Here is a 21,793-nt window from a genome sequence, read left to right as displayed (position 1 = left end):
CCATGATCAAAGCTTCAGTCAACGGAATGAACCCGGTCAGTGTCATCGCACTGTTTGCGGCGCTGTCCGAGGCATCGGCAGCCACCGCGCTGCCTTTTTTGGATGAGAGCAATCAGCGTATCTACGTTTGGTTCCTGATTGTCTTTCCGTCAGTGTTAACTTCTTTGTTTTTTCTGACATTGAATTTTAACTATAAAGTCCTGTACGGGCCTTCAGACTTCTCCAATGAAAAGAACTTTCTAAAGGTATTCAAAAAATCCGAGCTGTCGACTGTTCAACCAATAAAGCCTCCACTCCATCGCTCTGTATCAACGTGCCCAACATCCCAAAGAGCGGGACACTTGCGGTCTCACTCCAAACTGCTACTGCACCCCACCGACGAAATAGAAATAGCGTATGGCGGTCCCCTCTCGTGCAAAGAGGACGTCATCCACCTGATGTCGCTGTTGCACACTGACAACGAGCGTCGGCGCAATGACGTTCGATCAACACAATTGATTGTATTACTGAGCTGCCGAAGTGATGTTGTCAACGATGGAGAATTGGTCGCACGGGTCAGTGAATTTTCAAAGACCCTCAAACACATTCATACTTTCGCGCTTGTATCGATCACTACAAGTGAGGTGTTGTTTATTTGATATAAACAACGCCCCCCTGCGCGCCTGAGCGGCGCGCAAGAGGGGGCCGCAGGGGGTCAGAACAGCTTGCGGCCTTTGTTAGCCGCGATCCGCATGCGCAGAGCGTTCAGCTTGATGAAGCCGGCTGCGTCGGCCTGGTTATAGGCACCGCCATCTTCTTCAAAGGTGGCAATGGTAGCGTCGAACAGCGACTCATCAGACTTACGGCCGGTGACGATGACGTTGCCTTTATAGAGCTTCAGACGAACCACGCCGTTAACATGAGCCTGCGACGCATCGATCATTTGTTGCAGCATCAGGCGCTCAGGGCTCCACCAGTAGCCGGTGTAGATCAGGCTGGCGTACTTCGGCATCAGCTCATCCTTGAGGTGAGCCACTTCGCGGTCCAAGGTGATCGATTCGATGGCGCGGTGAGCGCGCAGCATGATGGTGCCGCCCGGCGTCTCGTAGCAACCACGGGACTTCATGCCCACATAACGGTTTTCGACGATATCCAACCGACCGATACCGTTTTCGCCACCGATACGGTTCAGGGTCGCCAAAACAGTTGCAGGTGACATTTCCACGTCATCGAGCGCGACGATGTCGCCGTTGCGATAGGTCAGCTCAAGGTAAGTGGCGACGTTCGGCGCGTCCTCGGGAGACTTGGTCCAACGCCACATGTCGTCTTCGTGCTCGGTCCAGGTGTCTTCCAGCACGCCGCCTTCATAGGAGATGTGCAGCAGGTTCGCATCCATCGAGTACGGCGACTTTTTCTTCCCGTGACGCTCAATCGGGATGTTGTGCTTCTCGGCGTAATCCATGAGCTTTTCACGTGACAGCAAGTCCCATTCACGCCAAGGGGCAATGACTTTAACGCCGGGCTTAAGCGCATACGCACCCAGTTCGAAACGAACCTGGTCGTTGCCTTTGCCAGTGGCACCATGGGAAATGGCGTCCGCGCCGGTTTCGTTGGCGATTTCGATCAGACGCTTGGCAATCAGCGGACGCGCAATAGACGTACCCAGCAGGTACTCGCCTTCGTAGACGGTGTTTGCGCGGAACATCGGGAACACGAAATCACGCACGAATTCCTCGCGCAGGTCATCGATATAGATTTCTTTAACGCCCATGGCCTGCGCCTTCGCGCGTGCGGGCTCGACTTCTTCGCCTTGACCCAGGTCAGCCGTGAATGTCACTACTTCGCAGTTATACGTGTCCTGCAGCCACTTGAGGATTACCGAAGTATCCAAGCCACCGGAATACGCGAGAACTACCTTGTTTACGTCCGCCATGCCTTCACTCCACCGGGTTGTACGCAAAGCGAAGGATTCTACCGCTCAAACCGATGGCTTTACAGAGGCGCGACAGCTTGTGACGACCAAGCGACAGTTAATGTCGAGCGGGGCATCAATCGCAGCCGATTACGACGTAGCGGCAGCCGATCCCGCTGCGACCACTGACGGGGCTTTATCGGCCGGTGGCAGCCGATCCAATTGAACGGTGACTCGTCGGTTGCGCGAGCGATTGGCCGCGTTGGTGTTAGGTGCCAAAGGATAGCGTTCGCCATGAAACCGCATGGTGATCTGCTTCTCTGGAACGCCTTGGGCCGTGAAGAAATCCATCACCGCCAGCGCTCGGCGGCGTGACATGTCCCGGTTGGTCAATCGATTCCCGCTGTTGTCGGAATGGCCGTCGAGTTCGATGTGGTTCACCGTAGGGTCGGCCTTCAGGAAATCAGCAATAACTTGTAGCTGGGCCCGCGCGTGAGCGTCAAGATCGGCATCTTTACCCGGAAAGCCTATCTGCGCTTGCTTGACCTGTTCGTAGTTCTTGGGCAGCAGCTTGGCGGTACATGCCTGGTAATCGCTGAACGCTTTGGCAAACCGCACGGGTAACAAGCGAATTTCCATCACGCTGCCGCCCTGCCCCTGATGACGGATCACTGGGCTGCGGCCTTCCATCAGCCCTGCAAGTAACCCGCCTGCTTGCCCTTGGGAGGAATTGAACGGAATTGTGCTGTTATTCACCCTGACAGCACCAAGGTTTACGTCACCACGACCGGGCTGCCAAGGGGCGGCCGCAGCGAGCAGTGTGGCGGAACCTGAACCCAGCATTCCACCGCTGGCCTTAATTCGGAATGTGGCTTGTTCTCCCGCACGACGGACGAATTCGCCCGCACCGAAATCGGTGATGGGTTGGGTCAGGCGACACTCAAACTTATCGCCTTCGACTTTCCATTCGATACTTTCCAGACGTGTCTGGAAAGTAATAGCCACTGCCGGCAAACTGGCAAACACACTGAGCAAGGCTAAATATCGTTGGCGCACGGGAGGCTCCACTAGAAAACTGCATACGTCTGGCTATCGGTTAGTTCCCGGAAAACTTGATAGCGAGTGCTCGTATGAGTGTTTTCCGGTAGCATTCCCAGCGAGTTTGACCCGCCTGGAATCCCCAATGTCCGATCGCCTGACCCTTCTGCGTCCCGACGACTGGCACATTCATCTCCGCGATGGAGCTGTTTTGCCTCACACCGTTGCTGACGTAGCGCGCACTTTTGGCCGCGCCATTATCATGCCCAACCTGGTACCCCCGGTTCGCAATGCTCAGGAAGCTGATGCCTATCGCCAGCGCATCCTCGCTGCGCGCCCGGCTGGCAGTCGTTTTGAGCCGTTAATGGTGCTTTATCTGACCGACCTGACACAGCCGCAGGATATCCACGCGGCCAAGGCCAGTGGTTTCGTTCACGCTGCAAAACTGTATCCAGCCGGAGCGACCACCAACTCCGACTCAGGCGTCACCAGCATCGACAAGATTTTTCCGGCGCTGGAAGCCATGGCGGAGGTCGGCTTGCCACTTCTGGTCCACGGCGAAGTGACGCGCGGTGAAATCGACGTGTTCGACCGCGAAAAGATGTTCATCGATGAACATCTGGGTCGCGTTGTGGAGCGCTTTCCCACATTGAAAGTAGTCTTCGAGCACATCACAACCCACGAGGCCGTACAGTTCGTCCACGAAGCCTCAGCCAATGTGGGTGCAACGATTACGGCGCATCACCTGCTTTACAACCGCAATCACATGCTAGTCGGTGGCATTCGCCCGCACCTTTACTGCCTGCCGGTTCTCAAGCGCAATATTCACCAGCAAGCATTGCTCGACGCCGCCACCAGTGGCAGCACGAAGTTTTTCCTGGGCACCGATTCTGCCCCGCACGCCCAACACGCCAAAGAAGCGGCGTGTGGCTGTGCCGGTTGCTATACCGCTTACGCGGCCATCGAGCTTTACGCCGAGGCCTTTGAACTGCGTAACGCACTGGACAAGCTGGAAGGCTTCGCCAGCATTCACGGCCCGGCGTTTTACGGCCTGGCAAGCAACCGCGACACCATAACGCTGGTCCGTGACGAATGGACCGCACCCACCAGCCTGCCATTTGGCGAGCTGTCCGTAATTCCGCTGCGCGCCGGTGAAAAACTGCGCTGGCGCCTGCTTGAGGAAAACGCGTGAGCGAAGATCATTTCGACGACGAACAGGAAGGTCATAGCGGCGGAGGGGGCGGTTCCAGGCACCCTATGGCGGCCCGCTTCCGCGGCTACCTGCCGGTCGTTATCGATGTAGAAACGGGTGGTTTCAACTCGGCGACGGACGCTCTACTGGAAATTGCCGCTGTCACCATCGGCATGGACGAAAAAGGTTTTGTGTTCCCTGAACACACTTACTTCTTCCGGGTGGAGCCGTTCGAAGGCGCAAACGTCGAAGCCGCAGCACTGGAGTTCACCGGCATCAAGCTGGATCACCCGTTGCGCATGGCCGTCAGCGAAGAAGTCGCCTTAACCGACATTTTCCGTGGCGTGCGTAAAGCGCTAAAGGCGAATGGCTGCAAGCGCGCCATTCTGGTCGGACACAACGCAAGCTTTGACCTGGGCTTCTTGAATGCGGCCGTTACCCGCATGGACATGAAGCGCAACCCGTTTCACCCGTTCTCCAGTTTCGACACCGCGACCCTTGCAGGTTTGGCGTACGGTCAAACCGTATTGGCCAAAGCCTGTCAGGCCGCTGACATCGACTTTGACGGCCGTGAAGCGCACTCGGCCCGCTACGACACCGAAAAAACCGCTGATCTGTTCTGTGGTATCGTCAACCGCTGGAAACAGATGGGTGGCTGGGAAGACTTCAACGACTGATTCCGATCATGCACGTTAATCAACCGGCCCCCAGTGGTCGGTTTTTTGTAGCGGTTGTCGACCATGTCCGTTCGTCGGCAGGAAGAAATTACACGGCTTCTCAATGAAAGTTGTTTTGACAAGCATTCTCATTAACATTAGTATCCCCGGCATTGAGTCACCACCAACGACGGTTCTCACTTTATGTATGTATGCCTCTGCCAAGGTGTTACTGATGGGCAAATCCGGGATGCGATCCTGGAAGGTTGCTGCAGTTACCGCGACGTCCGCCAAACATTGGGCGTTGCCAGCAAATGTGGAAAATGCGCTTCATTCGCCAAAGAAGTCGTGCGTGACACGCTGACCGCGTTGCAAAGTAGTCAAGTCGGGATGGCTTACCCGGCAGAATATTCAGCCGCTTGACACTATAGTTTTGAAGAACCGGACCGTGTGTCCGGTTTTTTTATGCCTGCATTTCAATCGCTTAGTATCAAGATGCGGAACTCAAACATTCTTATTTGTATTTAAACTACTTATTATTCAACAACTTAGGTTTGACAGCATTTACAGTGCAGCCCAAACTTGCATCTTATTCAGATTTAGAACGGCAGGCATTCGATATGAAAGGCGACATTACAGTCATCCAGCATCTCAATAAGATCCTCGGAAACGAGCTGGTCGCCATCAATCAGTATTTCTTGCATGCCCGCATGTACCAAGACTGGGGGCTGAAAAAGCTCGGCGAGCACGAATATCACGAATCTATCGACGAGATGAAGCACGCCGATAAATTGATCAAACGCATTCTGTTCCTTGAAGGCCTGCCTAACTTGCAAGAGCTGGGCAAAATCCTGATCGGTGAGCACACCAAAGAAATGATCGAGTGCGATCTCAAGATCGAGCAGAAAGCGCTGATCGACCTTAAAGCCGCCATCGCACACTTTGAAGTCGTCGGCGATTTTGGCAGCCGCGATTTGCTCGAAGACATTCTCGAGTCCGAGGAAGAACACATCGACTGGCTGGAAACCCAACTGGGCCTGATCGATAAAGTCGGCATCGAGAACTACCTGCAATCGCAAATGGGCGACTGATACACCTTCGCTTAACGAAAAAAGCCCCGCATCTCGACAGTCGAGAGCGGGGCTTTTTCATGCTTGCTGGTTGAGTTCGGCGTATCGGTTACACCGTTTCAGGCCACTGGCAAGCGAACCTGCCCGTAAACGGGGCAGGCCACCAACAACGGGTTATCAAGCGTCTGCTTTTTCAGCAGCTGCCTTGACCGTTGCATCCTTGATTTGGGTTTGCAGATCACCGCTGGCAAACAGCTCGGTGATGATGTCGCTGCCGCCGACCAATTCACCACCAACCCACAGCTGTGGAAAGGTTGGCCAGTTAGCATATTTAGGCAGGTTGGCGCGAATTTCCGGGTTCTGCAGAATATCGACGTAAGCGAACTTCTCGCCACACGCCATCAATGCCTGCGAAGCCTTTGCCGAAAAACCACACTGTGGCGCATTCGGAGAGCCTTTCATGTAAAGCAGAACGGTGTTGGCGTTGATCTGCTCTTTGATCGTTTCGATGATATCCATGGAACACCTCGGCTGAACTTTCCGACTCAGATGTCGGCACGGTCGCGCATTGTAGCGGAAACCCGAGCGCTACGCTCGGCCTCTCCCTGTCGACCATCGACTGATGAAGCTCACGCTGCGGCAACCTGGACCGGTACGCCATTCAGCGCGGCATTGCCGGACAGCGTGTCCAATTGGCGCTCATCGGTCAAGTCATTGGCGCTCACACCTGGCTGATTACCGGCAATCACCATCTGCACCCCTGGGCGTGCGTGCCCCCAACCATGGGGCAGACTGACCACGCCCGGCATCATCTCGGCACTGCCGAGGACCTGCACCTCAACCGCTCCGACCCTCGAGCTGACTCGGACCCACTGCCCATCGATCAACCCCCGGCTGATCAAGTCGTCGGGGTGCATAAGCAGTTGATGCCGTGGCTTACCTTTCACCAACCGGTGGTAGTTGTGCATCCAGGAATTGTTGCTGCGCACATGGCGACGACCAATGAGCAGGAGTTCCCCGGCCTGAGGTGCCTCGACCGCGGCGAATCTCGCCAGATCGGCAAGTATGACCTGCGGCGCTGCCTGAATGCGCTGGTTGGCGGTTTTCAAGCGCAACGCCAAATTAGGTTTGAGTGGCCCCAAGTCCAGACCGTGCGGGTGATCACGCAACGCGTCCAAGGAAAGCCTGTGTTCAGAGGTGTCGCCATACAACCCTGCACGCAACCCTCTGTCGATCATTTGTGACGGCGGTATCGTAGGTTTCAGCTCACGCTCGGCTCTGGCGGCGAACGCTTGGGCCAAACCGACAAAAATCTCCCAGTCATGCAACGCTCCTTCCGGCTTTTCCAGAATGGCGCGATTGAACCGGGTGACATTGCGCACGGCGAACATATTAAAGGTCGTGTCGTAATGATCGTTTTCCAATGCCGATGTCGATGGCAGAATCAGGTCGGCGTAGCGCGTGGTTTCGTTGATGTACAGGTCAATGCTGAGCATGAACTCCAAACCGTCCAACGCCTGTTCCAGCTTTCGACCGTTGGGCGTCGACAGCACAGGATTGCCGGCCACAGTGATCAGCGCGCGGACCTGCCCTTCCCCCTCGCTCAGCATTTCTTCCGCCAATGCGGAGACCGGCAATTCACCGGCGTACTCAGGCAACCCCGACACGCGACTTTGCCAGCGATTGAAATGACCGCCTGATGTGGACGCAACGAGGTCCACCGCCGGTTCCGTACACAGGGCGCCGCCCACCCGGTCGAGATTGCCCGTCACCAGGTTGATCAGTTGTACCAACCAATGACACAGCGTGCCAAACGCCTGGGTGGAAATACCCATCCGGCCATAACACACCGCTTTGTCTGCCGCAGCGAAGTCCCGCGCCAGTTGGCGAATCTGCTCGGCGGGCACACCGCAGCGTGAGCTCATGGCTTCAGCATTCAAATGGCTTATTGACTGGCGCACCACGTCCAACCCATCCACTGGCACGTGGCTGGTGCGGGTCAAGTTTTCTTCAAATAACGTATTGAGCAAACCAAACAACAACGCTGCATCGCCGCCGGGGCGCACGAACAAGTGTTGATCGGCAATCGCTGCCGTTTCGCTGCGACGAGGGTCGACCACCACCACCTTGCCACCCCGCGCCTGAATAGCTTTCAGTCGCTTCTCGACGTCCGGGACGGTCATGATGCTGCCGTTCGAGGCCAGCGGATTGCCGCCCAGAATCAGCATGAAGTCGGTGTGATCAATATCAGGAATCGGCAGCAAAAGGCCGTGGCCATACATCAAATAGCTGGTCAGGTGATGCGGCAGTTGGTCGACAGAAGTAGCAGAAAACCGATTGCGGGTTTTCAACAACCCAAGAAAATAATTGCTGTGGGTCATCAACCCATAGTTGTGAACGCTGGGGTTGCCCTGATAAACCGCCACTGCGTTTTGACCATCGCGCTGCTGAATTGAAAACAGACGCTCAGCCACCAGCTCGAATGCTGCTTGCCACTCGATGGGCTGCCATTGCGTGCCGACACGGAGCATGGGCTGCCGAAGGCGATCAGGGTCGTTTTGGATGTCTTGCAGCGCCACCGCCTTGGGGCAGATGTGGCCGCGACTGAAACTGTCCAGAGCGTCACCCTTGATGGAAGTAATCCGGGTGTCGGCACCTTCTTGCGTGGTGGTCTCGATGGTCAAGCCACAGATAGCTTCACACAGATGGCAGGCACGGTGGTGGAGAGTCTTGGTCATCGCCAGTCTCATTTTGTTATGAACGACCTAGACGATCGCGGAAACAAAACTATGGCGTTTGAAGCACAACTACGCCAGAGACGTTTGTCGTGTGAATCGGGCGGCATCAGGCGGACCAATGCTCACCACTGGTGCTTAAGTCAGCAGCACGACCGCCTTGAGCGTGTTTTGCAGCTCATGCACGGTTTCGATCTGTTCCTGAGCAATGTGGACACCGGTAAGTTCGCCGATTAAACGCCAATGATCATCAAGCCCGGCGCTGATAGTCGCCATGCGATCAATCATGTGCTTGCCCGCCATTCGGGTCACTTCATCCTTACTGCGCAACAACTCAAACGACATCGACGTCATTGATGCTGTGAGATGCGTCAATGTGCGGGCGGTGTGCCCGAGCAGTTCCGTTAGTTGCTGTTCTTTAGATTCCATTCCCCTAGCCCCTCTGTGAGCAAGCAACCTTTATAACTCAGCGCGGCTGTTTAGGAAATGGTACGCACCGGACAAAGCCTCGATACATAACCCACGTTACGGAATGTCACTATTACAAGATCTGCACGAATTGCCAAAGCGCGGGGCCACAGTGTACAAATGCCCCCAACATGTTGAAGTTAGCTCGCTATTGGCAATACGCGACATTTGCTTATACCATCGCGCCTTCCCTATTCGTCGCCCCGTGCGGCTTTCGCCGCAGGTCTCGCCCGTTTTCCCGATAAAACCCGGCTTAGAGTATCTGCGGTCTGTTGCAAAAAGGTAGTTAATGATGAGCGCAAGGCACTTTCTCTCCATGATGGATTACACGCCGCAAGAGCTGGCCAGTGTGATTCGTCGCGGCGTAGAGCTGAAGGACCTGCGAAATCGCGGCGTACTTTTCGAGCCGCTAAAAAACCGGGTTCTCGGAATGATCTTCGAGAAATCTTCGACTCGGACGCGTGTTTCTTTTGAAGCGGGCATGATCCAACTCGGCGGACAGGCGATCTTTTTGTCCCCAAGAGACACCCAACTGGGTCGCGGCGAGCCTATCGGCGATGGCGCTCGGGTCATGTCGCGTATGGTCGATGCGGTCATGATTCGTACTTTTGCCCACAGCAACCTGATCGAATTCGCCGCCCACTCCAGCGTTCCGGTCATCAATGGTCTGTCCGACGACCTGCACCCCTGCCAATTGCTGGCGGACATGCAAACCTTCCTGGAGCATCGAGGCTCGATTCAAGGCAAGACCGTGGCCTGGATCGGCGACGGCAACAACATGTGCAACAGCTATATAGAAGCGGCGATCAAATTCGACTTCCAGTTGCGCGTTGCCTGCCCTGAAGGCTACGAACCTAGCCCAGCTTTTCTGGCACTGGCCGGTGATCGGGTCAGCGTTGTGCGTGACCCTCGGCAAGCCGTTGCCCGCGCGCACCTGGTCAGCACCGACGTTTGGACCTCCATGGGCCAAGAAGAAGAGACCGCCAATCGCCTGGCCTTGTTCGCACCGTATCAAGTCACCCGTGAACTACTGGATCTAGCCGCTAAAGACGTGCTGTTCATGCATTGTTTACCGGCACATCGTGGTGAGGAGATCAGCCTTGACCTACTTGATGACCCCCGCGCCGTCCCGTGGGACCAAGCTGAAAACCGCCTGCACGCGCAAAAAGCGCTGCTTGAGTTTCTGGTCAAGCCAGCCTACCGCAGCGAATGAGTCAGCCGGCACTGTTGAGCGTGCGAAACCTGGCCTGTGGCTATCAGGGTCAACCCGTGGTGCAGGCGCTCAGTCTGCACCTCAATGCGGGTGATATCGGATGTTTGCTGGGCTCTTCCGGTTGCGGCAAGACAACAACGCTGCGCGCCATTGCCGGTTTTGAACCGCTGCTTGAGGGCGACATCACCCTAAATGGTGAAGTGATTTCCCGAGCCGGTTTTACCCTGGCGCCGGAGAAACGTCGGATCGGCATGGTTTTTCAAGATTACGCACTGTTCCCCCATTTGAGCGTCGCGGCCAACGTTGGATTCGGCATTCGCAACCACCCGCGAATTAACGCTGTCACCGATGAATTACTCGAGCTGGTCAACCTTGGCTCGTTGGGTAAACGCTTTGCCCATGAGCTGTCAGGCGGTCAACAACAGCGGGTTGCCTTGGCCCGGGCCCTAGCACCCGAACCGCAACTGTTGCTACTCGATGAACCCTTCTCCAACCTGGACGGTGAATTGCGTCGCCGACTCAGCCACGAAGTCCGCGACATCCTCAAAGCTCGGGGCACCAGTGCTGTTCTGGTGACCCACGACCAAGAAGAAGCGTTTGCTGTCAGCGATCAAGTAGGAGTCTTCAACGAAGGTCGCCTAGAGCAGTGGGCTACACCGTACACCCTGTATAACGCCCCGCTAACGCCCTTTGTCGCCAGCTTCATTGGGCAGGGCTATTTTGTTCGCGGTCAGGTTATCGATACAGGATGGGTGCAATCGGAACTGGGTGTGTTGCAGTGTCAGGGCACTTTCGCTATTGGCACTGCCGTCGACATACTGCTGCGCCCGGACGATATCGTAGATGCGCCGGACAGCCCGATAAAGGCCGTGGTCGTTAGCAAGACCTTTCAGGGCGCGTCGGCGCTTTACCGACTGCGCTTGCCATCCGGCGCGCCGCTTGAAGCGCTATTACCAAGCCGCTGCGATTATCGTCCGGGTGAAGCAGTGGGGATTCGAGTGAAGGAACAGACGCTAGTAGTGTTTCAGGCATAAACACCGCGCCCTGTAGGAGCCAACTGGTGAAGTCCATCAAGTCATGCCGGGAATATGTGGGACCGAATTCATTCGGGAAGCGGTAAATCTGACACACCGCGCCAAGCCATTCGCGAATGAATTCGCTCCCACGGTGACGCGAGTCTTCACACATCCTTCGTGACTGAAAACCTCACCCCAACAACAATTTCCCACTTGCGACCAATCTCGCATGACCGCCAATCTTTACGCGGTCGCCTTCCAGACGGCAAAACAGTTCGCCGCCACGGGTCGAGCATTGGTAAGCGCTCAGGCTGAGTTTGCCCAGCCGGCTCGACCAATACGGAATCAGTGAACAGTGCGTCGAGCCCGTCACAGGATCTTCAGGAACACCAATGGCCGGCGCGAAGTAGCGAGAAACGAAGTCATGAGTTTCGCCCCTTGCGGTCACAATCACCCCCGGCCAAGGCAGACGGATCAGTGCAGCCATGTCTGGCTCGCAATCTCGAACCGCCTGTTCGGACTCCAGCACAACCATCAACTCCACTGAGCCATAGACATCGACAATGTCCACCCCCAGCGCCCGCTCAAGCTCAATGGTCACCGCTGCACTGGTCGGAACCATGGCCGGAAAATCCAATACAAGTCGATCACCTTCCCGCGTAACGCTCAGCGCCCCGGCCTTGCCGATAAAATCGATGCGCTCCGCTGAATCACTATAAACCTCGAACAGCACGTGGGCGGCGGCCAATGTGGCATGGCCGCACAGCGGAACCTCGGTGGAGGGTGTGAACCAGCGGATGTGCCAACCCAGGCCTTCGCGAACCAAAAACGCGGTTTCTGCCAAATTGTGTTCGGCAGCAATGTTTTGCATCAGCTCATCTGACAGCCAGCTGTCGAGCCGGTAAACCATCGCCGGGTTGCCACTGAACGGGTGCTCGCTAAACGCGTCGACCTGATGAAATTCAAGCTGCATACCATCACTTCCCTGATGTATTCGAATCGTTATTTGACACCAAGCATGCACTTCAACTGAGTGTGCCGCCAGCCACAGAATCTGTGGTCATCGACCATACAGCGCGTTACGGACGACCAATCTCGGCAAAAACACCGTGGGTATGTTCGGCCAACACTGCAGCCGAAAGCTCTACCTCAAGACCGCGACGACCGGCGCTGACAAATACCGTGGCAAAAGGCTGCGCCGATTGATCAATAAACGTACGCAAACGCTTTTTCTGCCCCAGTGGGCTAATGCCGCCTAACAAGTAGCCCGTCGCACGCTGAGCGGCGGCCGGATCAGCCATTTCGGTTTTTTTGGCACCAGCAGCGTGGGCCAGCGCCTTGAGGTCCAACGTACCCGACACCGGAACCACGGCAACCAACAGTTCGCCCTTTTCAGTGGCTGCCAAGAGGGTCTTGAACACCCGAGCCGGTTCCAATCCAAGCTCTTGCGCCGCCTCCAACCCATAAGACGCCGCCTTGGGGTCGTGCTCGTAACTGTGAATATGGTGCTCAGCCCGAACTTTTTTTAATAAATCCAACGCGGGTGTCATGCAGCTCTCCATAGGGTGGTTGGACGTGAAGTTGTTGCGCACACTTTAAGACATCTGCCGCTAAAAGACTGCATCAACGGCGAATTTCAGCCTATGTCAGCATTCACACTCAAATGCTTTGAAGGGGCTGACACAGACAAAAAGATCTTTCTTACGCATTAACCAGCAACGTCTTCATGACAGCCAGTCATAAAGCGGTTGATGGTTCACTTTCGACCTTTGACAGCGTTCTTTATTGTCTATATTTTTTCGTTAACGAATAAATCGGAATTAATCTGGTCCAAGTTCGTAACCTGTGAGGAGATGGGGTTTCTCCTCCCAAGACAAAAAGTGAATGTTGCTGATCATCTGACAACGTTCGAGAAAAACAAAAATAAGGGGATTTTCATGACCACGGCTAATCAGCCACTGCCTCAGGCACCTACGCTAACGGGGCAATGCATCGCAGAGTTTATGGGCACCGCGCTGTTGATCTTTTTCGGAACAGGTTGTGTTGCAGCGCTCAAGGTCGCTGGTGCCAGCTTTGGCCTGTGGGAAATCAGCATCATCTGGGGAGTAGGCGTCAGCTTGGCGATCTACATGACCGCCGGCGTTTCCGGAGCCCACCTCAATCCTGCTGTCAGCATCGCACTGTGTATCTTCGGTAATTTCGAAAAGAGAAAATTACCGTTTTACATCATTGCGCAAGTGGCAGGGGCCTTCTGCGGCGCGGCGCTTGTCTACGGACTGTACATCAGCTTGTTTTTCGATTTCGAACACACTCATCACATGATTCGCGGCAGTCAAGCCAGCCTCGAATTAGCCTCGATTTTCTCGACGTACCCTAACCCTGCCATCTCCACCGGACAGGCGTTTCTGGTCGAACTCGTTATTACCGCGATCCTGATGTGCGTAATCATGTCCTTGACCGACGACAACAACGGCTTGCCAAGAGGCCCAATGGCGCCCCTATTGATTGGGCTACTGATTGCAGTAATCGGCAGTTCGATGGGGCCACTCACAGGGTTCGCGATGAACCCTGCGCGGGATTTCGGGCCTAAGCTGATGACATTCTTCGCTGGCTGGGGCGAGATGGCCTTCACCGGCGACCGAGAGATTCCGTACTTTCTGATTCCAATCGCGGCGCCAATCCTGGGAGCCTGCCTAGGCGCTGCGGGTTATCGCGGCCTGATTGCTCGTTACCTTCCTAGCGCACCTGTCGCTGAGAAACCGCGAGCACCCAAGGCAGTTGTGGATAACGCTCCAGCCAGTTTTTGAAAAACCCATTCATTAGTGCAAGGCAATCGACATGACTGACTCAAAGAATAAGAACTACATCATTGCTCTTGATCAAGGCACGACTAGCTCACGGGCGATGATTTTCGACCGCGACGCCAACGTGGTCAGTACAGCGCAAAGCGAGTTCACCCAGCATTACCCGCAACCGGGCTGGGTTGAACATGACCCCATGGAAATTTTCGCCACTCAGACCGCGTGCATGACCAAGGCGCTGGCCCAAGCGGATCTGCACCATGACCAGATCGCCGCCATCGGCATCACCAACCAACGTGAAACCACTGTGGTTTGGGAGCGCAATACCGGGCGCCCTGTGTACAACGCCATTGTCTGGCAATGCCGTCGCAGCACCGAGATTTGCCAGCAGCTCAAGCGCGATGGGCACGAAGACTACATTCGTGCGACCACGGGCTTGGTCACCGACCCGTACTTCTCCGGCACCAAGCTGAAGTGGATTCTCGACAACGTTGAAGGCAGCCGCGAACGCGCCCGCAAAGGCGAGCTGTTGTTCGGCACCATTGATAGCTGGCTGATCTGGAAATTCACCGGCGGCAAGGTGCATGTCACCGATTACACCAATGCCTCGCGCACCATGCTGTTCAACATCCATACCCTGGAATGGGATGAAAAGATGTTGCAGGTGCTGGATATCCCCCGCGAGATGTTGCCTGAAGTTCGCTCGTCCTCGGAAGTCTATGGTCACAGCAAAAGCGGCATTCCTATCGCCGGTATCGCCGGTGATCAGCAGGCCGCGTTGTTCGGGCAAATGTGTGTTGAGCCGGGCCAGGCCAAAAACACTTACGGCACTGGCTGCTTCTTGCTGATGAACACCGGCAAAAAAGCCGTGCAGTCTGCCCACGGCATGCTCACCACCATCGCGTGCGGTCCTCGCGGCGAAGTTGCCTACGCGCTGGAAGGCGCTGTATTCAACGGCGGGTCGACCATTCAGTGGCTACGTGACGAACTGAAACTGATCAATGACGCGCTGGACACCGAGTATTTCGCCGGCAAGGTCAAAGACAGCCATGGTGTTTATCTCGTCCCCGCCTTTACCGGACTGGGCGCGCCGTACTGGGACCCGTATGCCCGAGGCGCACTGTTTGGCCTGACCCGTGGTGTCAAAGTCGATCACATCATTCGCGCGGCATTGGAATCCATTGCCTATCAGACACGTGACGTACTGGACGCCATGCAACAGGATTCCGGCGAACGCCTGAAGTCGCTGCGCGTGGACGGCGGCGCGGTTGCCAACAACTTTCTCATGCAGTTTCAGGCAGACATCCTGGGCACCATGGTCGAACGCCCACAAATGCGCGAAACCACCGCACTGGGTGCCGCGTACCTTGCGGGCCTGGCCATCGGTTTTTGGGGCAGCCTGGATGAGCTGCGCAGCAAAGCTGTAATTGAGCGCGAATTCGAACCTCAACTCGAGGATGCCGATAAAGAGAAACTGTATGCGGGCTGGCAGAAAGCAGTAAGCCGTACCCGTGACTGGGAACCCCACGAAGAAAACACCGACTGATCAAGGCCCGTACGGGGAGCAGGTTGAGTTTCCGGCTGACAGGCACTAGTTGCCTGCGGCATCATGGACGCCATTTGAATGGCAGCCAGACAGGAAAATCAAAACAATGAATCTGCCTCCCCGTCAGCAGCAAATTCTCGAATTGGTTCGGGATCGCGGCTACGTCAGTATCGAAGAAATGGCTCAGCTGTTTGTCGTAACCCCGCAAACCATTCGCCGAGATATCAATCAACTGGCGGAAATGAATCTGTTGCGCCGCTACCACGGCGGCGCGGCCTATGACTCAAGCATCGAGAACACGGCTTACGCCATGCGCGCGGACCAGATGCGCGACGAGAAACAGCGCATTGCCGAGGCGATCGCTGCGCAGATACCGGATCACGCCTCGCTGTTCATCAATATCGGCACCACCACCGAATCCATCGCTCGAGCGTTGTTGAGTCACAACAACCTGAAGATCATCACCAATAACTTGCACGTTGCTTCAATCCTCAGCGCCAAGGACGACTTCGAAGTCCTGTTGGCAGGCGGCAACGTACGTCGCGACGGCGGCGTGGTCGGCCAGGCCAGTGTCGACTTCATCAACCAGTTCAAAGTCGACTTCGCCTTGGTCGGCATCAGCGGCATCGATGAAGACGGCAGCCTGCTGGACTTCGATTACCAGGAAGTGCGGGTTTCCCAAGCGATCATTGCCAACGCCCGGCAGGTGATATTGGCCGCTGACTCCAGCAAATTCGGACGAAACGCCATGGTCCGCCTGGGTCCGATCAGCCTGATCGATTGCTTGGTGACCGACCACGCGCCGGTGCCCGCCCTGATGCAGTTGTTGACCCAGTACAAGATCCGACTTGAGGTGGTTTGACCGTTTGTAGATACCAACTTGTTGGCGAGAAAGCTTGATGCAGTGTGCCTGACACTGCGCACAACGCCCTTCGCTAACAAGTTAGCGCCTCCAGAGGAGTAGCGGCACGCAATATCCTCGCTTCCAAAATGTTCGATTTTGTTCCTTTACCCCACTCCTTGATCGATATTTTCAATAGATGTCGACTGGCCGTCCAGTGTTTATTGCGCTATGATTTTCGAAATTGAACATAAGTGTTCGGATTCGCCGTTCAGCCACGTTTTAAACTCTAGAACAAAGAGGCCGCCAGATGCCCAACTCTTCCTTGCCCGTGCTACCGCCTTCCGAGGCTTACGACATCGCCGTGATTGGTGGTGGGATCAATGGTGTCGGGATTGCGGCAGACGCAGCCGGTCGCGGTTTGTCAGTGTTCCTTTGCGAAAAAGATGACTTGGCCAGCCATACCTCCTCGGCCAGCAGCAAGCTGATCCACGGGGGCCTGCGCTACCTTGAGCATTACGAATTCCGCCTGGTGCGCGAATCCCTCGCCGAGCGTGAAGTGTTGTTGGCTAAAGCCCCGCACATCGTCAAGCCGATGCGCTTCGTGCTGCCACATCGTCCGCACTTGCGCCCGGCGTGGATGATCCGTGCCGGGCTGTTTCTGTATGATCACTTGGGTAAGCGGGAAAAGCTGCCAGCCTCGCGCAGCCTGCGTTTTGGCGCCGACAGTCCGCTCAACGCCAGCATCACCCGGGGCTTTGAATACTCTGACTGCTGGGTCGATGACGCGCGGCTTGTGGTGCTCAACGCCATGGCCGCCCGGGAAAACGGCGCGCATGTTCATACGCAAACCCGTTGTATCAATGCCCGTCGCAGCAAAGGTCTGTGGCTCCTGAATATGCAGCGGGCCGATGGCAGTCTGTTTTCAATTCAAGCCAAAGCGCTGGTTAACGCGGCAGGGCCCTGGGTTGCCAAGTTCATTCGCGACGACTTGAAACTTACGTCGCCGTACGGCATTCGCCTGATTCAGGGCAGCCATTTGATCGTGCCCCGCCTGTACGACGGCGAAAACGCGTTCATCCTGCAAAACGAAGATCAGCGTATCGTTTTCGCGATTCCGTACTTGGAACGCTTTACGATCATTGGCACCACTGACCGCGAATACCAAGGCGATCCAAGCGCGGTGTCCATCACCGAGGGGGAGATCGATTACCTGCTTAATGTGGTCAATGAGCACTTCAAAAAGCAGCTGAGCCGCAGCGATATCCTGCGCACCTACTCCGGTGTTCGTCCGCTGTGTAACGACGAGTCTGACAACCCGTCAGCGATCACACGTGACTACACCCTGTCGCTGTCGGGCAGTAAGGAAGAGGCACCGATTCTCTCGGTGTTTGGCGGCAAGTTGACCACCTACCGCAAGCTGGCCGAGTCGGCCCTGGCGGAACTTGCACCGTTCTTCCCGCAGATGAAACCCAAATGGACGGCCACTGCCAGCCTGCCAGGGGGTGAAGACATGGGTTCACTCCAAGCGCTGACTAACGAATTAAGAACGCGCTTTGACTGGCTGCCCACCGAAGTCGCCCGTCGCTGGGCTCGCACCTACGGCACCCGCAGCTGGCGCTTGGTCGAAGGTGTGCAAACGCTTGCCAACATGGGCGAACACCTCGGAGGTGGGCTGTATACCCGCGAGGTTGACTACCTATGCAGCGAGGAGTGGGCCTTGAGCGCGCAAGACATCCTTTGGCGCCGCAGCAAGTTGGGCCTGTTCACTACGCCAGAAGAACAGCAGCGCGTGCAAACCTATCTCAATACCGTCGCGCGCCATAAAACCAGTATTGAAGCGGCGTAAATATACCTGACAGCCTTCCCGCAACGGGGAGGCTGGGCTAACCCCTCCTCAAACCATTCGGTTTTCCGAACACCCAACAACCGTTGGTTCGGTTTACCGGACACCAGCTCAACCCTCTCGCGCACAAAAACAAAATATACCCTTATAAATCATATAGATAACCCACGACCTACATGTGGCACGAGTCATGCTCTACACCTTTCGTTGAATGCATTGATCGCAGCGCGCCCCTGATTGGGCCGCCGTTAGAGCATTCGCTCTGTAAGCGGACCGCCCCTGTCGGTCCCACAAAAAAAACAAAGTCGAGGATTCACTGATGCGCATCGTTCCCCATCTTTTGGGCGCAGCAATCGCTGCCGCTCTGATTAGCACTCCAGTTTTCGCTGCCGAACTCACAGGCACACTGAAGAAAATCAAAGAGTCCGGCACCATCACCCTCGGACACCGTGATAGCTCGATTCCTTTTTCATATTTGGCGGATGCTTCCGGCGTTCCGGTTGGCTACTCCCACGATATCCAACTGAAAATCGTTGAAGCCATCAAGAAAGACCTGGACATGCCGGACCTGAAGGTCAAGTACAACCTGGTCACGTCGCAAACCCGTATCCCGCTGGTGCAGAACGGCACGGTGGACGTTGAATGTGGTTCCACTACCAACAACGCTGAACGCGGGCAACAGGTCGACTTCTCGGTCGGGATTTTCGAAATCGGCACGCGCCTGTTGTCGAAAAAAGACTCCGTCTATAAGGACTTCGCTGACCTTAAAGGCAAGAACGTCGTGACCACTGCGGGCACCACGTCCGAGCGCATCCTCAAAGCAATGAACGCTGACAAGCAGATGGGCATGAATGTGATCTCCGCTAAAGACCACGGCGAATCGTTCCAGATGCTGGAATCCGGTCGTGCTGTCGCGTTCATGATGGATGACGCCCTGCTCGCCGGTGAAATGGCCAAAGCCCGGACGCCCGCTGATTGGGCGGTGACCGGTGTGCCGCAATCATACGAAATCTACGGCTGCATGGTCCGCAAAGAAGACGCCCCGTTCAAGAAAGCCGTGGATGACGCCATTAAGGCCACCTTCGCTTCTGGCGAAATCAACACCATTTACAACAAGTGGTTCACTCAGCCGATCCCGCCTAAGGGCTTGAACCTGATGTTCCCGATGAGCGACCAACTCAAAGCGCTGATCGCCACCCCTACCGACAAGCCAGCTCCAGACGTAAAAATCTAAGCACCGGCTCATCCAATACCCGAGGGCGCCAACGCGCGCTCGGGTTTTGAATCGTTCGAAAGGAGGGGAAACCTGAATGAATTACAACTGGGACTGGGGCGTATTCCTCAAGTCCACCGGCATCGGCAACGAGATCTACCTGGACTGGTACCTGACCGGCCTGGGTTGGACCATCGCAATTGCCGTCGTCGCCTGGATAATCGCGCTGTTGCTGGGCTCTGTGCTCGGCGTCATGCGAACTGTGCCGAACCGTTGGGTATCGGGCATTGCCACGGTTTACGTGGAAATTTTCCGCAACGTTCCGCTGCTGGTGCAGCTGTTTATCTGGTACTTCCTGGTGCCGGATCTGCTGCCTGCCAATCTGCAGGAATGGTACAAGCAGGACTTGAACCCAACGACCTCGGCTTTTCTGAGCGTCGTGGTGTGTTTGGGTCTGTTCACTGCTGCACGGGTTTGCGAACAAGTGCGCACCGGCATTCAAGCGTTGCCCCGTGGCCAGGAGTCCGCTGCCAGGGCCATGGGTTTCAAGCTGCCACAGATCTACTGGAATGTGCTGCTGCCCCAGGCTTACCGCATCATCATTCCGCCGCTGACCTCTGAATTCCTGAACGTGTTCAAAAACTCGTCTGTGGCTTCGTTGATCGGCCTGATGGAGCTGCTCGCGCAGACCAAGCAGACCGCCGAGTTCTCGGCCAACTTGTTCGAAGCGTTCACCTTGGCAACCTTGATCTACTTCACCCTGAACATGAGCCTGATGCTGCTGATGCGCCTGATCGAGAAGAAAGTCGCGGTGCCCGGACTGATCTCTTTGGGGGGTAAATAATGGATTTCAGTGGAATTATTCCCGCGCTGCCTGGCATGTGGAACGGCATGATCATGACCCTGCAGCTGATGGTGCTGGGGGTTATTGGTGGTGTTGCGCTGGGCACGATTCTGGCGCTGATGCGGTTATCGTCAAGCAAACTGGCGGCGCGATTCGCCGGCGCTTACGTGAACTACTTTCGCTCGATCCCGCTGCTGTTGGTGATCACTTGGTTTTATCTGGCCGTGCCGTTCGTGCTGCGCTGGATCACCGGCCAAGACACCCCCATCGGCGCGTTCACCTCATGCTTAATCGCTTTCATGATGTTCGAGGCCGCGTACTTCTGCGAAATCGTTCGGGCCGGGGTTCAAGCCATTCCCAAGGGACAAATGGGTGCAGCCCAGGCGCTAGGCATGAACTACGGGCAAATGATGCGTTTGATAATCCTGCCTCAGGCGTTTCGCAAGATGACCCCGCTGCTGTTGCAGCAGAGCATCATCTTGTTTCAGGACACCTCGCTGGTTTACACCGTTGGCTTGGTCGATTTCCTGAACGCCTCACGCTCCAGTGGCGACATCATTGGCCGCTCCAATGAGTTCCTGATCTTCGCCGGTCTGGTGTATTTCGTGATCAGCTTTGCCGCCTCGCAGCTGGTGAAGCGTCTGCAAAAAAGGTTCGCCGTATGATTTCCATCAAAAATATCAACAAGTGGTATGGCGACTTTCAGGTGCTCACCAATTGCAGCACCGAAGTCAAAAAAGGTGAAGTAGTGGTGGTTTGCGGTCCTTCGGGCTCTGGCAAATCGACGCTGATCAAGTGCGTGAACGCGCTGGAACCGTTCCAGAAAGGTGACGTGATTGTCGACGGCACCTCCATCGCCGACCCAAAGACCAACCTGCCAAAACTGCGTTCTCGGGTCGGCATGGTGTTCCAGCATTTCGAGCTGTTCCCGCACCTGTCCATCGTTGAAAACCTGACCATCGCCCAGATTAAAGTCCTCGGCCGCAGCAAAGAAGAAGCCACCGATAAAGGCCTGAAACTGTTGGAACGGGTCGGTCTGTCGGCCCACGCCAATAAGCATCCGGGACAACTGTCTGGCGGCCAACAACAGCGCGTGGCGATTGCCCGTGCGTTGGCCATGGATCCGGTAGTAATGCTGTTCGACGAACCCACCTCGGCGCTTGACCCGGAAATGGTCAACGAAGTGCTCGACGTCATGGTGCAATTGGCCCAAGAAGGGATGACCATGATGTGCGTAACCCACGAAATGGGCTTCGCCCGTAAAGTGGCTAACCGAGTAATCTTCATGGACCAAGGGTCAATTGTCGAAGATTGTGAAAAAGAAGAATTCTTTGGGGATGTGACCGCTCGCTCCGAGCGTGCCCAGCAATTCCTCGCCAAGATTCTGCAGCACTAAGCAATCCCGGCTGTCCGTGCCCGCACT

22 protein-coding genes are annotated in these 21,793 nt (G+C 55.8%); 15 read left to right on the top strand and 7 right to left on the bottom strand.

Annotated elements, in window-relative coordinates:
- Positions 1-2: 2 nt before the first annotated feature.
- A complete protein-coding gene (locus RHM59_RS22895; RefSeq protein ID WP_322165803.1) occupies positions 3-638 on the top strand; it encodes a hypothetical protein in 636 nt (211 codons plus the stop codon).
- Between the two features lie 56 nt (positions 639-694).
- Here the strand turns inward: RHM59_RS22895 and RHM59_RS22890 are convergent, their stop codons facing one another.
- The gene (locus tag RHM59_RS22890; RefSeq protein ID WP_322165804.1) at positions 695-1,912 is read right to left on the bottom strand and encodes an argininosuccinate synthase; all 1,218 of its coding nucleotides are present in this window, start codon (positions 1,910-1,912) and stop codon (positions 695-697) included.
- A gap of 129 nt (positions 1,913-2,041) precedes the next feature.
- Entirely contained in the window at positions 2,042-2,947 is a 906-nt protein-coding gene (locus RHM59_RS22885) for a flagellar protein MotY (protein ID WP_322165805.1), read from the bottom strand.
- A 127-nt stretch (positions 2,948-3,074) separates the two neighbouring features.
- Between RHM59_RS22885 and pyrC the strand changes: the two genes are divergently transcribed.
- From pyrC to bfr, 4 genes are all read left to right on the top strand, one after another.
- A complete protein-coding gene (pyrC, locus tag RHM59_RS22880) occupies positions 3,075-4,121 on the top strand; it encodes a dihydroorotase (RefSeq protein WP_322165807.1) in 1,047 nt (348 codons plus the stop codon).
- Entirely contained in the window at positions 4,118-4,798 is a 681-nt protein-coding gene (gene rnt, locus RHM59_RS22875; RefSeq protein WP_322165808.1) for a ribonuclease T, read from the top strand. Before pyrC ends, rnt begins: the two co-directional genes overlap by 4 nt.
- Positions 4,799-4,981: 183 nt before the next feature.
- A complete protein-coding gene (locus RHM59_RS22870; RefSeq protein WP_322165809.1) occupies positions 4,982-5,200 on the top strand; it encodes a bacterioferritin-associated ferredoxin in 219 nt (72 codons plus the stop codon).
- A 197-nt stretch (positions 5,201-5,397) separates the two neighbouring features.
- A complete protein-coding gene (gene bfr / locus RHM59_RS22865) occupies positions 5,398-5,868 on the top strand; it encodes a bacterioferritin (RefSeq protein ID WP_322165810.1) in 471 nt (156 codons plus the stop codon).
- Between the two features lie 156 nt (positions 5,869-6,024).
- Here the strand turns inward: bfr and grxD are convergent, their stop codons facing one another.
- The 3 genes from grxD to RHM59_RS22850 all read right to left on the bottom strand — a co-directional run bounded on the left by grxD (position 6,025) and on the right by RHM59_RS22850 (position 9,011).
- Positions 6,025-6,366, bottom strand: coding sequence for a Grx4 family monothiol glutaredoxin (grxD, locus tag RHM59_RS22860; protein ID WP_322165812.1), 342 nt, complete (start codon positions 6,364-6,366; stop codon positions 6,025-6,027).
- Positions 6,367-6,476: 110 nt separating this feature from the next.
- Positions 6,477-8,585, bottom strand: coding sequence for a molybdopterin oxidoreductase family protein (locus tag RHM59_RS22855; RefSeq protein ID WP_322165813.1), 2,109 nt, complete (start codon positions 8,583-8,585; stop codon positions 6,477-6,479).
- A 135-nt stretch (positions 8,586-8,720) separates the two neighbouring features.
- On the bottom strand, positions 8,721-9,011 hold the full coding sequence (locus RHM59_RS22850; RefSeq protein WP_322165814.1) for a hypothetical protein: 291 nt from the start codon (positions 9,009-9,011) through the stop codon (positions 8,721-8,723).
- A gap of 331 nt (positions 9,012-9,342) precedes the next feature.
- On the opposite strand from RHM59_RS22850, the gene argF reads away from it, so the two are divergent.
- Together argF and RHM59_RS22840 are read left to right on the top strand one after the other, a co-directional pair.
- Complete coding sequence (gene argF / locus RHM59_RS22845) at positions 9,343-10,263, top strand: ornithine carbamoyltransferase (RefSeq protein ID WP_322165815.1); 921 nt, start codon at positions 9,343-9,345, stop codon at positions 10,261-10,263.
- A complete protein-coding gene (locus RHM59_RS22840) occupies positions 10,260-11,297 on the top strand; it encodes an ABC transporter ATP-binding protein (RefSeq protein WP_322285485.1) in 1,038 nt (345 codons plus the stop codon). The genes argF and RHM59_RS22840 overlap by 4 nt, the downstream gene beginning before the upstream one ends.
- A 172-nt stretch (positions 11,298-11,469) precedes the next feature.
- Here RHM59_RS22840 and RHM59_RS22835 read toward each other — a convergent pair whose 3' ends face one another.
- Together RHM59_RS22835 and ybaK are read right to left on the bottom strand one after the other, a co-directional pair.
- Complete coding sequence (locus RHM59_RS22835) at positions 11,470-12,252, bottom strand: PhzF family phenazine biosynthesis protein (protein WP_322165817.1); 783 nt, start codon at positions 12,250-12,252, stop codon at positions 11,470-11,472.
- Between the two features lie 106 nt (positions 12,253-12,358).
- Positions 12,359-12,829: a Cys-tRNA(Pro) deacylase gene (gene ybaK / locus RHM59_RS22830; RefSeq protein WP_322165818.1), complete on the bottom strand. Its 471-nt coding sequence runs from the start codon at positions 12,827-12,829 to the stop codon at positions 12,359-12,361.
- A 387-nt stretch (positions 12,830-13,216) separates the two neighbouring features.
- Between ybaK and RHM59_RS22825 the strand changes: the two genes are divergently transcribed.
- The 8 genes from RHM59_RS22825 (at position 13,217) to RHM59_RS22790 (ending at position 21,766) form a co-directional block, all read left to right on the top strand.
- Positions 13,217-14,086: an MIP/aquaporin family protein gene (locus RHM59_RS22825; RefSeq protein ID WP_322286748.1), complete on the top strand. Its 870-nt coding sequence runs from the start codon at positions 13,217-13,219 to the stop codon at positions 14,084-14,086.
- A gap of 31 nt (positions 14,087-14,117) precedes the next feature.
- On the top strand, positions 14,118-15,626 hold the full coding sequence (gene glpK, locus RHM59_RS22820) for a glycerol kinase GlpK (protein ID WP_322285484.1): 1,509 nt from the start codon (positions 14,118-14,120) through the stop codon (positions 15,624-15,626).
- A gap of 106 nt (positions 15,627-15,732) precedes the next feature.
- The gene (locus RHM59_RS22815) at positions 15,733-16,488 is read left to right on the top strand and encodes a DeoR/GlpR family transcriptional regulator (protein ID WP_322285483.1); all 756 of its coding nucleotides are present in this window, start codon (positions 15,733-15,735) and stop codon (positions 16,486-16,488) included.
- 289 nt (positions 16,489-16,777) lie between these two features.
- Positions 16,778-18,316, top strand: coding sequence for a glycerol-3-phosphate dehydrogenase (gene glpD, locus RHM59_RS22810; RefSeq protein WP_322165822.1), 1,539 nt, complete (start codon positions 16,778-16,780; stop codon positions 18,314-18,316).
- A 316-nt stretch (positions 18,317-18,632) separates the two neighbouring features.
- Positions 18,633-19,547: a glutamate/aspartate ABC transporter substrate-binding protein gene (locus RHM59_RS22805; protein WP_322165823.1), complete on the top strand. Its 915-nt coding sequence runs from the start codon at positions 18,633-18,635 to the stop codon at positions 19,545-19,547.
- A gap of 76 nt (positions 19,548-19,623) precedes the next feature.
- Entirely contained in the window at positions 19,624-20,370 is a 747-nt protein-coding gene (locus tag RHM59_RS22800) for an amino acid ABC transporter permease (RefSeq protein WP_322165824.1), read from the top strand.
- Complete coding sequence (locus RHM59_RS22795) at positions 20,367-21,035, top strand: amino acid ABC transporter permease (RefSeq protein WP_322185320.1); 669 nt, start codon at positions 20,367-20,369, stop codon at positions 21,033-21,035. Before RHM59_RS22800 ends, RHM59_RS22795 begins: the two co-directional genes overlap by 4 nt.
- On the top strand, positions 21,032-21,766 hold the full coding sequence (locus tag RHM59_RS22790) for an amino acid ABC transporter ATP-binding protein (protein ID WP_322165825.1): 735 nt from the start codon (positions 21,032-21,034) through the stop codon (positions 21,764-21,766). The genes RHM59_RS22795 and RHM59_RS22790 overlap by 4 nt, the downstream gene beginning before the upstream one ends.
- Positions 21,767-21,793 lie beyond the last annotated feature (27 nt).

This window comes from Pseudomonas sp. MH10 (assembly GCF_034353045.1).
Lineage (GTDB): Bacteria > Pseudomonadota > Gammaproteobacteria > Pseudomonadales > Pseudomonadaceae > Aquipseudomonas.
Note: the sequence above shows the minus strand (reverse complement) of the source record. Positions and strands in the feature narration are given on the sequence as shown.